The sequence below is a fragment of the Salinicoccus sp. Bachu38 genome, from assembly GCF_038561955.2.
Classification (GTDB): Bacteria; Bacillota; Bacilli; order Staphylococcales; family Salinicoccaceae; genus Salinicoccus; species Salinicoccus bachuensis.
In genome coordinates, this window is record NZ_CP138333.2 from 2029472 (window position 1) to 2044607 (window position 15136).

16 protein-coding genes are annotated in these 15136 nt (G+C 52.4%); 4 read left to right on the forward strand and 12 right to left on the reverse strand.

Features of this window, described 5'->3' with window-relative positions:
• The first annotated feature begins 352 nt into the window (after window positions 1-352).
• Both RQP18_RS10380 and RQP18_RS10385 read left to right on the forward strand, forming a co-directional pair.
• Window positions 353-1204 (forward strand): prephenate dehydratase, encoded by an 852-nt coding sequence (locus tag RQP18_RS10380; RefSeq protein WP_342387623.1) that lies wholly within the window; start codon window positions 353-355, stop codon window positions 1202-1204.
• A 58-nt stretch (window positions 1205-1262) separates the two neighbouring features.
• Window positions 1263-2165, forward strand: a complete 903-nt coding sequence (locus RQP18_RS10385) for a cation diffusion facilitator family transporter (protein ID WP_342387624.1) — start codon at window positions 1263-1265, stop codon at window positions 2163-2165.
• 28 nt (window positions 2166-2193) lie between these two features.
• On the opposite strand, the gene RQP18_RS10390 is transcribed toward RQP18_RS10385, so the two are convergent.
• The 3 genes from RQP18_RS10390 to RQP18_RS10400 all read right to left on the reverse strand — a co-directional run bounded on the left by RQP18_RS10390 (window position 2194) and on the right by RQP18_RS10400 (window position 6211).
• Window positions 2194-5205, reverse strand: a complete 3012-nt coding sequence (locus RQP18_RS10390) for an efflux RND transporter permease subunit (RefSeq protein ID WP_342387625.1) — start codon at window positions 5203-5205, stop codon at window positions 2194-2196.
• A gap of 89 nt (window positions 5206-5294) precedes the next feature.
• Complete coding sequence (locus RQP18_RS10395) at window positions 5295-5450, reverse strand: hypothetical protein (RefSeq protein ID WP_342387626.1); 156 nt, start codon at window positions 5448-5450, stop codon at window positions 5295-5297.
• Between the two features lie 182 nt (window positions 5451-5632).
• A complete protein-coding gene (locus RQP18_RS10400) occupies window positions 5633-6211 on the reverse strand; it encodes a nitroreductase family protein (RefSeq protein WP_342387627.1) in 579 nt (192 codons plus the stop codon).
• A gap of 119 nt (window positions 6212-6330) precedes the next feature.
• On the opposite strand from RQP18_RS10400, the gene RQP18_RS10405 reads away from it, so the two are divergent.
• The gene (locus tag RQP18_RS10405; protein ID WP_342387628.1) at window positions 6331-7251 is read left to right on the forward strand and encodes a DMT family transporter; all 921 of its coding nucleotides are present in this window, start codon (window positions 6331-6333) and stop codon (window positions 7249-7251) included.
• A 226-nt stretch (window positions 7252-7477) separates the two neighbouring features.
• Here RQP18_RS10405 and RQP18_RS10410 read toward each other — a convergent pair whose 3' ends face one another.
• Window positions 7478-7885 (reverse strand): DUF805 domain-containing protein, encoded by a 408-nt coding sequence (locus RQP18_RS10410; RefSeq protein WP_342387629.1) that lies wholly within the window; start codon window positions 7883-7885, stop codon window positions 7478-7480.
• Between the two features lie 119 nt (window positions 7886-8004).
• On the opposite strand from RQP18_RS10410, the gene RQP18_RS10415 reads away from it, so the two are divergent.
• On the forward strand, window positions 8005-8355 hold the full coding sequence (locus RQP18_RS10415; RefSeq protein ID WP_342387630.1) for a DoxX family protein: 351 nt from the start codon (window positions 8005-8007) through the stop codon (window positions 8353-8355).
• A 7-nt stretch (window positions 8356-8362) separates the two neighbouring features.
• On the opposite strand, the gene RQP18_RS10420 is transcribed toward RQP18_RS10415, so the two are convergent.
• The 8 genes from RQP18_RS10420 to RQP18_RS10455 all read right to left on the reverse strand — a co-directional run bounded on the left by RQP18_RS10420 (window position 8363) and on the right by RQP18_RS10455 (window position 15094).
• A complete protein-coding gene (locus tag RQP18_RS10420) occupies window positions 8363-9130 on the reverse strand; it encodes a glycerophosphodiester phosphodiesterase (protein WP_342387631.1) in 768 nt (255 codons plus the stop codon).
• A 285-nt stretch (window positions 9131-9415) separates the two neighbouring features.
• Window positions 9416-10060 (reverse strand): 3-hexulose-6-phosphate synthase, encoded by a 645-nt coding sequence (hxlA, locus tag RQP18_RS10425; RefSeq protein WP_342387632.1) that lies wholly within the window; start codon window positions 10058-10060, stop codon window positions 9416-9418.
• Entirely contained in the window at window positions 10044-10709 is a 666-nt protein-coding gene (gene rpiA / locus RQP18_RS10430) for a ribose 5-phosphate isomerase A (protein ID WP_342387633.1), read from the reverse strand. The genes hxlA and rpiA overlap by 17 nt, the downstream gene beginning before the upstream one ends.
• A 7-nt stretch (window positions 10710-10716) precedes the next feature.
• Window positions 10717-12000 carry a TRAP transporter large permease gene (locus RQP18_RS10435; protein ID WP_342387634.1) on the reverse strand — a complete coding sequence of 428 codons (1284 nt, stop codon included), beginning with the start codon at window positions 11998-12000 and terminating at the stop codon, window positions 10717-10719.
• Window positions 12000-12494: a TRAP transporter small permease gene (locus RQP18_RS10440; protein ID WP_342387635.1), complete on the reverse strand. Its 495-nt coding sequence runs from the start codon at window positions 12492-12494 to the stop codon at window positions 12000-12002. The genes RQP18_RS10435 and RQP18_RS10440 overlap by 1 nt, the downstream gene beginning before the upstream one ends.
• Window positions 12495-12521: 27 nt before the next feature.
• The gene (gene dctP, locus RQP18_RS10445; RefSeq protein WP_342387636.1) at window positions 12522-13541 is read right to left on the reverse strand and encodes a TRAP transporter substrate-binding protein; all 1020 of its coding nucleotides are present in this window, start codon (window positions 13539-13541) and stop codon (window positions 12522-12524) included.
• Between the two features lie 13 nt (window positions 13542-13554).
• Window positions 13555-14103 (reverse strand): 6-phospho-3-hexuloisomerase, encoded by a 549-nt coding sequence (gene hxlB / locus RQP18_RS10450; protein ID WP_342387637.1) that lies wholly within the window; start codon window positions 14101-14103, stop codon window positions 13555-13557.
• A complete protein-coding gene (locus RQP18_RS10455) occupies window positions 14090-15094 on the reverse strand; it encodes a LacI family DNA-binding transcriptional regulator (protein WP_342387638.1) in 1005 nt (334 codons plus the stop codon). Before RQP18_RS10455 ends, hxlB begins: the two co-directional genes overlap by 14 nt.
• Between the last annotated feature and the right edge of the window lie 42 nt (window positions 15095-15136).

The following is a 15136-nucleotide window of genomic DNA, read 5'->3' on the forward strand; positions in this document are numbered from 1 at the left end:
TACATGTGCCGGGGGACAAAAAATTCAACTGTTCGACGAAATATATTGACAATTCAAAATTTAATTGATAGGATTGAACACAACTTAAAGGAATTGGGTGGTTCATATGGACGGCGTATATTATGGAACTCAATTGAATACCTTTTTCTTCAGCTATTTTAGATAGCGTCTATATTCCATCGTGGATATAGGCGGACTGTATCTATGATGGCTGATTTGAATGAAATTTTCATTCTTGGCCATTTATGAAATCTAAATGGCTGGGATTTTTATTTTTATGGACCATTTGGATTTCTCTTGTAAATAGAGCAGTCCAGATGGTCTTTTATTTTATATATTGGGAGTGGTAAGGATGCTGATCGGATATCAAGGTGTAGAAGGATCATATAGTGAAATGGCGTGCAGGACTTTCGCAGGGGACGGATCATATGAAATGAAGGGCTGTCCCACCTTCAAGGCGCTTGTCGACGACCTGATGCGGGACAGGGTCGATTACATCGCCCTGCCCGTCGAAAATTCCACAAGCGGTCCGATTACTCGGACGATCGACCTGATGAAATACTTGGAAGTGGATGCGGTGGAGGAGATCTATGTCAAGATCGACCATGCACTGATCACCAGGAAACCGGTGGCAATCGAAGAGCTGACAGAGGTCTATTCCCACCCCGAGGCACTAGAGCAGTGCTATAGCTACCTGAGCAGCCATCCGCATCTCGAAGTCCGTGAATATTCGGATACGGCCGACGCGGTCAGGATGGTCAAAGCTTCCGATGACCCGACCGTGGCCGCCATCGCCGGCAGCCATGCCGCCGAGATGTATGGCATGAACGTCGCACGTGAAAATATCAGCGACAATCCATATAACACTACACGGTTCCTCTTCTTCAGAAAAGGGGCGAAGCCGCGGCTGAAAAATACGAACAAGACATCACTCTACATCGAGACGGACCACAGCACCGGGTCACTGAATGAAATACTCAACATCTTCAGCAGGCACGGCATCAACCTGCTGAACCTGACTTCAAGGCCGATACAGCATAAGCCATTCTCCTACGGCTTCTTCATCGATGTTGAAAAGGGGACGGACGATACGCTGCACTATGCGCTCGATGATATAGAAAAGGTCAGCAGGTATATCAACATTCTCGGCACCTATCAGAAAGGGAAGATCCCCTCCTATGAAGGCGTCCTTGTAAACGAATAGGTTCACCCTCCCCTTTCTTGTGTATAATGAACTCAAATGCACAGGAAAGGGTTTAACTATGAACAACAAAAATGCTCAGAAGCTGATCATGATTTCAATTGGAGGCGCCCTCGCATTTGCGGCACTCGGAATCATATGGGGCCTTTATGCAGACAGTCAGATGATCCAGTTCGATGGCTACTACTCTTTCATCAGCGTCCTCCTGTCGATGATGTCGATGATGGCGCTCCGCTTCATTTCAAAGGAGGACCCGGAACGGTTCCCCTTCGGTAAGGAAAGTTTCATCCCGCTTACCATCGTCATCAAATATTTCGGCATACTGGTCCTCATCATCATCTCCCTCGTTCAGGCTTTCGTCACCCTGTCCTCGGGCGGCAATGCCATGTCGATGGGATCAGGTGTACTCTATGCACTCATATCAGCCGTCGGGTGCTACGTTGCCTACGCCTATTTCAAGTCGAAGGGCCACGGTGACGCACTCATCACTGCTGAAATGAACCAGTGGCGCATGGACGCCCTCCTCAGCATCGGTGTGCTTGCCGGCTTCATCATCGGATGGGTCCTGAGCCTGACTGTTCTGGACGTGCTCGTTCCCTTCATTGATCCGGTCATGGTAATCCTGGTCGCCGGGTATTTCATCAAAGTGCCCCTGTCCGAACTGTATGCGGCACTCAGGGAACTGCTTGAAATGGCACCGGACCGCCCCATTGCAGAAGCGGTTGAGGCGCAGGTCGTCCGCATAGGGAAATTTCATGGGTTCGAGGATCATGCCCTCAAGCTGCAGAAAATGGGCACCAAGCTCTACATCGAAGTAGACTTCATCGTCCCGCCGGAAAATGACCTCACCATACTGGAGCAGGACCGGATCCGCCATGAACTGAAAAGCGGGCTCCGGGGACTCACACTCGATCCGTGGACCACAGTCGTATTTACACACGAAAGACAGCAAAAATCCCGATGACGGTGTCATCGGGATTTTTCAGTCCGTTCTAGCTGTTCCTGTACCTCAGCTTGTAGTAGAGGTAGTACAGGCTTGGTGTTGCTATCATGGAGAGTATTGTGGAGAATGCAATACCCGCGATGACTGTTACAGCAAGCGGCACGAACAACACGTCGCCGCTGAATGCCACCGGTGTCAGTGCGATGATGCTCGTGATGGTCGTCAGCAGGATCGGCTTGAAGCGGGCACGCCCACTTTCATATATCGCTTCGTGTATGTCGAATGCATCGCTCTTCCTTCGGGCTTCTATGAAATCGAGGAGTACGATTGCATTCCTGACGACGATACCCGACAGCGAGACCATCCCCATGATGCCGAGGAAACTGATCGGTGTCTGCGTGACGAACAGTCCGATGATACCGCCGCTGATCGCAAGGAAGATGCTGAATACGATGATCAGCGGCATGACGATGGAGTTGAATTCTATCGCTATGACCAGATACACCAATATGAGTATGATGCCGAACAGTATGCTGATCTCAACGAAGAAGTCCGTCTGGTCGGATGTTTCCCCGCCGATGACCATTTCACTCGACTCCGGCAGTTCCCCACGGAACTCTTCAATCTTCTCTTCTGCAGCCGCTTCATCGTCTGCATAGACTTTAAGTTCCACCATGCGGTCTCCATCAGTATGATGGATGTACTTGGAACTTTCCGTCTCCGTCTCTTCGACAAAGTCGGTAAGCAGGAATGTTTCCGGCTGTTCCCCGGTCATCTTGATGATCTCCACATCTTCGACGCTGTAGTCGTTGGAATACTTCAGTGTCGTTCCCCGGTTTTCACCATCGACGATGATGCCCTGGATCGGTATGCCCTCAGACAGCATGTTCAGTTCGTTCTTCACCTGGGAGATGGAAATGCCATTCTCTTCAAGTGCATCGTAATCGATGCTGTAGTTGACGGTGGGCACCAGATCTCCGATATTCGTCGTCACCAGGGCACCCTCGTCCTCAAGCGTGCTCTGGAGGCGGTTGGCCTCGGCATTGAGCTGCTCGAGGTCTGATTCATAAAGCTCCACTGTGATCGGCGCACCGGCCGGCGGACCCTGGATGATCGTCTCCATGAATACCGTTGCTTCCGGGAAGGCTTCCCTCACCGGCGCTTCAAACTGGTCGATCGTTTCGGAAGCACTGATCTGTTCCTTATCGATCTGGAGTGCAATCTGTGCTGTATTGGAGCCCGTCTGGTCGAGCGATGCACCGAACAGGTTCGGCAGCCCCGTGCCTGTAAACAGGGAGGCCGCTTCCACGTGCGGCATTTCATCCAGCATGTAGTCCAGCACTGCGTTCGCATCTTCATGCGTCTGTTCGATCGTCTGGTCCTCATCGAAGATCAGATCGACGGTCACTTCCGAACGGTCCGCTTCCGGGAAGAATTCGAACGGTGTGAACCGTATCAGCCCGAGTGACAGCACGCCGATGACGAGTACCGTAAGGAATGTGATGAGCGGCCGTCTGATGATTGCAGGGAGTACCCTGTCTGCGTACAGATTGCCGCCTTTTGTAAACAGTTTGCCCAGCAGACCCGGATTCTCCGGCACTTTTTTGCGTTTGAGCAGATATCTCGCTGCCGGGACGAATGTCAGTGCCAGCACCGTCGATACGACCATCGTCGTGATCAGTATGCTCGGCAGTGCCTTGATGAAGTCCCCGTTCGCACCAGAGAGGAGCAGCAGCGGCGAGAAGGTGAATACGATTGCCAAGGTGGAGGCGACGACGGATGGTGCGACTTCCTTCACACCGTTATAGACGCCATCCAGACGGTCATCCCCCAGGGCGAACCTCCTTTCGATGTTGTCGTTGACCACGATCGAATCATCCACCAGTATACCGAGTGCGATGATCAGTCCGATGACCGAAATCTGGTTCAGGTCCACACCGAACCATGGTACCGGAATAAGTCCGATGATGACGGACAGGACCACCGTCGTCATCACAGTGATCGACCCGAACAGGGACAGGCCGAGGGAGGCACTGATGATGACGGCAATCAGTGCGAGGGCCAGTGACATATAGAGGCCGACGAATATATCCTCCACATTCTCCCTTTCGGAAGAGATTGTCGTGACATCGATGGAATCAGGGAGGCCGGATATGCCATCATCCATGACCGCTTCGACATCCTCTGATACGGAAGGGACGTCCTCACCGCTCGACAGGAAGACGGTAAAAGAAATCGCCGGCTCCCCTTCATACTCTACGATATCTTCCGGGGCGCCCGTGGTCTCCGTCATTTCCGCAATATCGGCAAGCGGGGTGCTCCCCTGGCCGACCCTGACCTGCTCGAGGACCGAAAGCGGTGTTTCATCCTGGAAGGACAGGCGGATGATATTGCCGTCCTCCTCCTCCTGGCCAAGGATGACCGGATTCAGTGAGGCCTCTATTTCGCTGAGTATTTCATTCGGATTGACCTGGGCTTCCGCCATGGTGTCCCGGTCCAGATTGATTTCATACTCCTGATCGGTGTAGCCTTTGACGGTGACACCGCTGATGCCCTCCATCTGGGAGACTTCCCGTTCAAGGTCCTCCAGGTCACTTCTTATTTCATCCAGGTCTTCCCGTCCATTGCCATGGAACTGGTAGCTCAGCAGCGGGAATGTGTTGCTGATGGACTGGACTTCAGGTTCAGCAGCATTCTCCGGCAGGTCGCCGGAAAGGTCGCCGACGAGATTGTTCACTTCATTCAGGACGTCCTTCGTTTCCACCGCATTCGAAACTTCCAATGTCAGGACCGAAACATCATCCTGGGAAACCGAGGATACGCTGTCGATCCCGTCCACACTGAATATTTCCGCTTCGATGATCTCCGTGATGTTGGATTCGACATCACTCTTGTCGGCCCCCGGCCAGGCTGTCGTTACGTTCACCAGATTGACCTGGGTCTCCGGTATTTCACGCTGCTCGATCGTTAGAAATGTATAGATGCCAAAGACTGAAATTGCAAATACCATGATGATGAACAGGAGGCTGCGCTCCATGATCATCCCGAATGCTTTCTTCATCCAATTTCCTCTTTCCTGAGTGTTTATGCTTCTTCAAGCCCTGTGTATCATACAACTTAAAAATGAAGCCTGTCAGAAGACAGACTCCATCACAATTCACTGCTGTAGCTGAAATAGACGCCCACAACAAATAATAGGAATGCCGCGATATAGCCCAGAACTGCATATTGATCCGGTACGACCGTCTGCAGGCCGACCATGGTCAGAAACCCCAGCAGATAGCATATGCCTGCTGCATACTTCATTTCAAATCCCCCAACTCCGCTGCCTGCCCCTGTGCCGCCATTACAGTATGAGTGACAGTATGAACAGCACGATCAGGACGACTACAACGATATAGATGATGTTTCTCATGTTCTACCTCCTCCGGATACGCAATTAGTACACTATACCCGGAGATTGGAAGAAATAGCACCCAGGAATCAATTTATTCGTCCGTTTCAAGCCATATCGTCTTTTCCTGGAACGGAGTACGCTTTGCATTGTCCTTCACCACGTCGGGTTCGCCGAGGAATACAAGACCCAGGATCTCCTCCTGCTCATCCAGTCTGAAGTACTCCTTGACCTTCGGCGTATTGTATATCGGTCCGCTCCTCCATATCGAGCCGAGACCCATTTCGTGTGCGGCAAGAAGCATATTCTGCGTCGCCGCTGCCACCGCACAGACATCTTCGGTGTAGATTGCTTTTGGGTTATCATCCGGCGAGAGTGCCACGACGATGACCGTCGGTGCGGCAAAAGGCTTTCTGCTGATCTTTTCTATCCGCTTCATCCCCGCCTCGGATTCCGGGTCCTCGACACGGCCATGTGCCACTTCCTTCAGGACACGGGAAAGCGGCTTTCTGCCCTCTCCGCTGAGCACGAAGAATTTCCATGGTTCCGTATGATGGTGGTTCGGTGCCCATGTGGCCGCTTCGAGCATCCTTTCAATCTTGTCCCGCTCCACCGGGGTGTCCTTAAGCTTGGGGATGCTGCGCCGATTCTTTATTGCTTCAAAAACTTCCATTTCCATTGCTCCTATACTATGTATTATAATGACTAATTATAGGTTACCAAACTTTGATGATGCTTTACAAAGCAAATGACAATAATTATCAATTACATTAGCCAGAAGGAGGCCGCATTTTGATATTCCTGCTGATACTCGGCATCTTTGCCGGCATGCTCGTTCCGTTGCAGACATCCGTGAACAGCCGCCTGTCCCTGTTCACGAAATCATTGATACTCGCTTCTTTCTACTCGTTCCTTACCGGAACCATCCTCCTGACCATTATCAACCTGATCATGAATCCTGAAAAACTGGCACCTGGTTTCATATTTTCCAGGGAACTTTCATACATATGGTTTACCGGTGGCCTGCTCGGTGTCGTCTACCTGACGGGGAATATGATCCTGCTGCCCCGGATCGGCGCCGCACTCACCGTCATCATGACGGTTGCAGGGCAGATGGTCATCGGGCTCTTCATCGATACGTTCGGCTGGTTCGAAGCGCCCGTCCAGCCGCTCACCCCCTACCGCATCATCGGCATCATCGTGATGATCGGCGGCATCATTTTCATGAACTATAAGAAGCGGAGTGCCCGCATCGCCGGAAGCCGCTCGAATGGATGGCTGCTGCTGGGACTCTTCACCGGGGCACTGCCACCCATCCAGACCGCGATCAACAGTGCTTTGAGGTATGAAGTCTCATCCTTCTTCCTCGCCTCGCTGATATCCTTCGCAATCGGCACGCTGGCACTGCTCGTCCTCTCCCTCGTCATCGCCCGCCGTCTGAGCCTCGCCTTCTTCACTGAAGGGGCCGGGCGCCTGAAGTGGTGGCACCTCGCCGGCGGTCCACTCGGCGCCATCTATGTCACGACCAACATCATCCTGATGCCCCACCTGGGAGCGACGCTGACACTGATGAGCGTGATATTCGGCCAGATGCTGATCGGCCTTGCCATCGACCATTTCGGCCTCTTCGGCATACATCGTCACCCTGTGGATGCAAGACGGATCTTTGGCGTCATCCTGATCCTCACAGGCATCATACTGCTGCAGACATAAAAAGGAAGCGGAGTATTCCTACTCCGCTTCCTTGTCCGTTGATTCGTCGTTATTCATCCTGTAAATGAAATATCCAAAGCCGCCCGCTGTCGCCAAAGCAATGAACTGTATCAGAAAATCTGCCAGATTCGCCTCCATCTCCATCTCCCCTTCTAAAAAATGTTAAGCGAATTATAGCATATGATGAAAGTGTTTTCACTAGAAAATATTCATATTCCCAAAATTTTTATCGGATCGGCTTTCTGCCATATCTGTTGCCTTCATCACTTGGCAGCAATGAGAATACCAGACCGATGATGTTGACGGCTGCAATGATGGTGATCGCCGTTATTTTCATCCACTTTTTGGCGAACTTCATGAAGACGATCGGGAGAAGCAGGAAGGAGAGCAGCTGGGGCAGCTGATACCAGCCTGTAATGCCTGCATCCTGATACCGCCGCGCCGTCACGCTCAGGGAGGGAATCATCACAATTGCCGTGAACACCCCTTCCAGCGGGTTCTCCCCCTTATCTTTTGCGCCCACCAGTGCACCGATGGCCGCCAGGATGATACTCGGGATCCAGTACTCCTTGCGCGTCGCTCTGCCCCTGAACTGGAATGCCTTTTTGAAAAATCGAATGAAATATGTGAACATGATCGCCCGCTCCTTATTATTGGATTCATCCCGATTATACATCAGCCTACAGTAATGTTTCCATTCCGGAAATCAAGGGCATATAGGGGTGACATCATATAAAGGAAAGGAACTGCAGAATGAAAAGGATTCTCATGGGCACCATCTTCACCGTCGCAGGCATTGCGCACCTCCTGAAACCGGAAAGATTCGCCAATATTACGCCGCGGATCCTTCCATTCAGGACATTCATCGCGTATTTCACCGGGATGGTTGAACTCGTATTCGGCATCCTTCTGCTGACGAGGAAAGTGACAAACTGGCAGCTCGGGGCCATGCAGAAGTTTCTTTGGGCGGTCTTCCCAGCCAACATCTACATGTATACACATCAGGACAAACTCGGCATCTCCCACCTGCCGGACTGGGCACTTCTCGGCAGGCTGCCCCTTCAGAAGGTGATGTCCGATACGCTCGAAGACATGAAAAGATAGGGCACACTCACATATGCCCTATCTTTTTCTTTGGCCGCTTCGTGAGAGCCATTATTTTTTCGGGGTAGTTCGTCATGAGCGTCTGCACACCATGACCGAGCAGCTTTTCTGCGTCCCACACCTCATTGACTGTCCATACCCGGATCCGGTCCTCGATGCCGGCGATTCGTCTGGGGTTTTTCAGTATCGACTTGTAGCCGACGTGCAATGCTTCGAGTGACAGATCCTCCATTTGGTCTATCGGCCATAACGGCACTTTGCTCGTCAGCCAGGCAATCCGCGCTTCCGGATCGACCACCTTCGTCCGGAGGAGGCTCGGCAGATGGAATGAGGAATAGATGACCTTGTCCGAATAGCCATATCCTTCCACTATATCGTGGACTTTCCGTTCAATCCCTTCATACTCGAAGACGTTGGTCTTCAGTTCTATGTTCAGCTCGACACCATGATGGGCGACCAGACCCATCACTTCATCAAGCGTCGGAATCCGCTCCTGCGTCCACATCACGGGGTCATACTTCTCGAAAGTCTCGAAGTTTCGTCCTGCACTTAACCCTCTGAGCGTATGGAAACTCATGTCTTTGACTGCGCCACTTCCATCGGTTGTACGGTCGACATGCTCATCGTGGATGACGACCACCTCCCCGTCCTTCGTCAGATGGACATCTATCTCCAGGCCGTCCACGCCGGCATCGATCGCCTTTTGGAACGCCAGCATCGTATTTTCCGGGTATTCTCCCATAGCGCCTCTGTGACCATAGATTTTTGTATGCATCAGTCTTCCTCCCGACCAGTGTAATCGTGCAGGGACGCCTGTGCCCCATGCTTCCGATGTTCCCGATACTTTCATGCTCCCTCTACCATACACATACCCCCGCAGGGGCCCTCCTCACTTCCGCTCCCTGGCACCTGTGGATTTCCTCTTCCTCGTGTACCATTTAACCACAGAATGGACCCCCATAATGGAAATTTACATAATCTTAAAGAATATTAACCTTCCTTTAACCATTCTTCCCATATAAAAAGGACGGGCACCTCTGCCCGTCCCCAACTGTTCCCATCAGCCCATAAGTGATCTGATGCGTGCAGCCTTTCCCTTTTTGTCCTCCGCCTTCGTGATGCCGCTGCCCACAATCACGACAGCAGGGTCGAGCGACATATAATTCTCCAGGTTGTCTTCATTGATGCCCCCCGCAACATAAATTCTGAAGACGGAGGCATCGAGACCCACAAAGCGCTTCTCCGCCGAGGCCCCCCCGCCCTGCTGATCTTTGCCGATATGGGCACTGACCGAAGACGCACCAATCGTTTCGAGCATCTCAAGCACATCAGGACCGGAATGGTTCAGGAGGTCCACAACCACTTCCCCGCCCTCTTGTTCCGCCACTTCAAGACAGTCCATGATGGTCTTCCTGTCCGCAAACGACATGACGGTGATGATATCCGCCCCGTATGAGAAGGCCACTTCGCTTTCACTTCTGCCGGCATCACATATTTTGATATCGGCGAGCACTTTTTTATCCTTGTATCCATCCTTGATGTCGCGGACGATGCCGAGTCCGTATTCCTTGATGACGCCTGTGCCCACCTCGATGATGTCGACATGGTCCGCCACTTCTTCCAATGTTTCAAAGCATTGTTCATAACTCATTCTATCGAGCGCAATCTGAAGTTCCATGATATCCTCCTTACCGGTCTTTTTCATATTTCTGGTAGGCCCCCTGGTCATCGAAACTGAAGATGTGGCTGACCTTCCTGTTGAAAATCCCCGTCTCTACAACGCCCGGGATGGCGAGAAGGCCATTCTGGAGATGGTCCATATCCTTTGGGTCATTGAAGCGGCAGTCTACGATATGATTGCCATTATCCGTAATGAACAGGCCGTCCGCTCCGGTACGCATTTCAGTCTGTGCCTCAAAGTCCCTTTCAATCGTCCGGACTGTCATTCCATACAGATAGGTGTTGATTTCCACCGGAATCACAATGCCGCTGAAATTCTCCACCCTCTTATCCTGATGGGCAGCGATGACGATCTGATCCGAGAAGTAGCCGACCTGCTTCTCCCTGAGCAGGGAGCCTCCGCCCCCTTTTATCACCATGAGTGCCTCGTTGAACCGGTCCGCCCCGTCTATTGTGACAGGCATCCTTTCTGCATGGTGGACAACATTCAGACCATGGCGTTTCAGATGTGCTTCGGTCTTTTCCGAGGTGGGAACGAAGGCAACATCCAGGTTGTACCTGTCGACGTGTTCCTTCATATAAGGGATGTACCCTTCGATCGTCGATCCGGATCCCATTCCCATTACGCTCCCGTCTTCAAGAAATGCATTCAGTGCATCATAAACTTCATTCATCTTGCATTCAGCCTCCTTCAGCAAACATGTCTGGAATGATGAATACTATGGCCGGTACGAAAGCAACAAGCAGCAGTACGACCAGTATGATCAGGAGATATGGGATGACGGCGGCAAATGAACGCTCCACCGTCAGCCCTCCGATCTTGCTGGCAATCAGCAGGCACAGACCATACGGCGGTGTCGCAAGTCCGACCGCAAGTGTCAGGACGACGATGATGCCCAGATGTACTGGATCTATGCTGAATGCCTCTGCTGCCGGCAGTACGATCGGCACGAACAGGATCATGGCAGGTATCGCATCCATGAATGTGCCCACAAGCAGGAAGAACACGATGATCAGCAGCAGGAAGAGCCATTTCGCCCCGATGTTTTCCGTGAAGAATTCCTGTGCCAGCGTGCCGAGACGATAGTAGCTCAGCAGTTCACCGAGTGCACTCGCCGTAGCCAGTGCAAACAGGGACAGGGCACTCAACGACAGTGTATCAAATATTATCTTCGGCAGATCCTTGAGCCGGAGCGTCCTGTAGTAGAACATGCTGATCAGTAGCGCATAGATTGAAGCGATGGCCGCCGACTCCGTAGCGGTGAAGACCCCCGTCGTAATACCGCCGATGATGATGACGATTGTCAGCAGGGCAGGAAATGCGACGAAAAATTTTTTCACCAGATCTTTGAATGGTACCCGCTTGAATGTCGGATACCCCTTTTTGACGGAAATGAAATATATGAATATCATCATGCCCAGACCAATCAGTATGCCGGGGATGATACCGCCCAGAAACAGCGCGCCGACTGATGCATTCGCGATGCCGGCGAATATGATCATGGGGATGCTCGGCGGAATGACCACACCGATCGTGGAGGAGGCCGCCGTCACGCCGACAGCAGTCTCACGGTCATAGCCGTTCCTGAGCATGCTTGGTATGAGGACTTTCCCGGTCCCTGCAGTATCCGCCTGTGCAGCACCCGACACACCCGCAAACATCATCGATACGAGAACGTTTGCCTGGGCAAGTCCGCCTTTGAGCGGACCGACGACTGCCAGTGCAAGGTCGATCATCTTTTCGGAAATCTTCCCTGAATTCATCAGGTTGGCGGCCAGGATGAACAGCGGTACGGCCAACAGGACGAATGAATCCAGTCCATTCAGCATCTTCATCGGCACGATGAGGCCCGGGATGTCCGGAATCGTCATGATGCCGAGCAGGGCCGTAATGCCGATGACGAAGGCGATCGGCACACCGATCACCAGCAGAAATATGAAGACGGCAACAAGTATATAACCCACTAGCTATTCAACCCCTTTCCATTCAGATCCCTCAAGTAGCCGAAGGCCCTGGCGATATGGCCAGCCGAATACAGCAGCATCGTCGCCGACATGACCGGCAGTGACAGCCACACATATCCCTTTTTGAGGAACGGGAGCGTCTCCCATGTGTAGTTCCAGAAGTGGCTGATGATGACCACGCCATACACAAGCAGCACAACATTGAATGCCAGCAGCAGGACATCTATGAAGATATCCAGGTAAAGCTTCATTTTCCGCGGCAGCTTCATCTGCAGAAAATCGAACGTGAAATGCTCCTTACGGTTCACCATCACAGCAGCTCCCATGAATATGGCCCATATGAAGCTGTAGTTTGCCAGCTCCTCCGTCCAGATGACCGACCAGCCCATGAAGCGGGTCAGGATCTGGAGCAGCGTCGCAAGAAAGAAGACGAGCAAAAAGAATACCCCGAGTCCAATCTGCACTTTTTCAACCGATCGTATGATTGTTTTCATTTTTCCACCTTCCACTACCCATATTATTTATTCGAGGCTTCTGACTTCCTCAAGCGTCTCTTCCATGTCCAGTTCTTCTGCAAGTCCGTCCTGGATCGGCGCTGCAATTTCCTTGAACGGCTCCGTATCGATCTGGTTGACCTCGGCACCTGCTTCCAATGCAATCTCCTTGTACTCCTCCTCCTGGGCCATCAGAGCCTCCCTTTCCGCTTCGACGGAAGCTTCTGACGCCTCAAGCAGGATCTGCTGAATATCTTCAGGATACTGGTCGAACCGTTCACCATTGGCCAGCAGGAAGCGTGTCGTGTAGTCATGCGCCGTTTCGGTGATGTATTGGCCGTTCCGCGTCGTATGGTGGTTCTGCTGGACGAAATATGGATAGGCATTCTCGGAGGCGTCCACTACGTTCTGCTGAAGCGCCTGGTACAACTCGCCCCAGGCGACGGAAGTTGGAATCGCCCCCGTCTGCTGCCAGAAATCGGCCACCACGCCGGAAGCCTGCGTCCGGATGGTCATGCCGTTCAGGTCGGACATCTCTTCGAGCGGCTTCTTGCCGTAATAATGCCTGGCGCCGGCGGACCAGTAGCCGAGCATTTTGAAATCATTGTCCGACTTCTCGTTGACCAGCTCGGCAATATCCGCGCCGACCGGTCCATCCACCACCCGCTCCCAATGGTCATAGCTGTCGAAGAGATAGGGCAGGGCGAAGAAGTCGAATTCGGGAATCCCCGTCTGGGTCATGAAGCCCGGCGAAACCAGGACGACATCGGCTGCGCCGATCACCAGTTTCTCCACCAGTTCCGATTCTGCAGTACCGATGGTTCCTGCATGGACTTCCACAGTGATCCTGCCGTCCGACTCCTCTTCTGCGACTTCCTTGAATTTCAGCAGACCATCATGATACGGATTTTCCGTGGATGTCTGGTTGTGTGCAGCAATGATCTTGATTGGTTCCCCTGCCCCTGTATCCGGTGCACTTCCGCCGCTGCACCCGGCAAGAATGACCACTATGGCAAGCAGTACTGATGTGACGACTGTTCTTTTCATTCAATACACTCCCCTATTCCAGATTGAAATGCTTGGATTTAAGCGCTTCCCTGCTTTTGCCTGATACTGCATTGAGGTGGATGACCATCGCATCGAGGATCAGATGCATCGACTGGTCGAACTGGTTGCCGAGCGGCTGGATCGTCGGTATGTCATTGCTCTTTGTACTCGCTTCAATGAACAGGACACTGTCGAACTGCGCCTTCAGTGCCTCGTCCGGGGATGCTGTAACGAGCGCCGTCCTGCCACCGATGTCAGCCACCTTGTCCGTCATGCTTCCGACCGTCTGCCCTTTTCCCGAACCGCTGAGCACAATCAGCAGGTCCCCCGCTTCAAGTGCCGGGGTCGTCGTCTCCCCGACGACGTGGACCCGGTAGCCGCTGTGCATCAGGCGCATGGCTATCATCTTTCCGACGAGTCCACTCCGGCCGTTGCCGTAGATGAATATGCTCCCCGCTTTTTCCACTTCCTGTGCGAGCTGCTCAAGTTCAGTGCTGCTCACCCTACTGCAGACCTCTGTGGCTTCTTTGGATACTGTTGAGAGAATTTCATTGATCTTCATATTGTTTCACCGACTCCCTTTCTATCAGATATGGTTGGAATCTTTCTATTCCAGATGTATTTTTACTGTTGTTCATCATTTCAAAAAGTGCGCTGACGGCGGCGGTGCCGATCTCCACTGCCGGCTGGGCGATGACGGTGATGCCCGGATTGAAGAAATCCGCAAATTCGATGTCATCGATGCTGATGATGGACAGGTCGTCAGGAATCAGAATAACCCTCTGCTTCGCCATCTTCAGCAGTTCGAACAGTGCCAGGTCATTGGCGACGATCAGGGATGCCGGCAGGCCGCCCTGATCAGCCAATTGCTCCAGTGACGATACCATCCCCTCCTTCTCCACCTGGATCGGTAGCGGGCGGATGCCGTAGGAAGCACAGAGTCCACGATATGCCGCATACCGCTCCTGCCTCGCGACGATGCCTTCGACAGGCTCAGTCAGAAAGCCGATCTCCCGGTGTCCCCTTTCAGACAGATGTTCGAACGCTGTCCTGACCGATGCCCCGTTATCCAGCATATGGGACTGTATGGGGACGTTTTCGATATACCTGTCGACGAATACGACCGGATAGTCCTTTTCAGCAAGTTCTGTAAAAAGCGCCCCATTTTGGGCAGTGGGAATGACCACCAGCCCATCGACCTGCTTGGCCAACAGCATTCGGATATAGTCCGCCTCCTTCTCCGGACTGTTGTCCGTATTGCAGACGATCACATGGTAGCCATGCCCATGCGCAAAATCTTCAATGCTCCGGATCACCCGCGTCGAGAAGTTGTGCAGTATATTGGCGACGATCACCCCGATCGTCATCGTCCGTTTGTTCTTGAGGGACTTCGCTATATGATTCGGGCTGTAGTCCAGATTACGGACCGCCCGTGCAATCCTGTCCCTGGTATCCGGCCCCATCTTCGTAAAGTGACCGTTCAGATAGTGTGATACGGTGCTCTTGGAAACATTCGCCTCATGGGCGACATCATTGATGGTCACGTTTTTCATGTAACACTCCTCCGGCTTGGTAAACCGTTTCACTAAAACGAT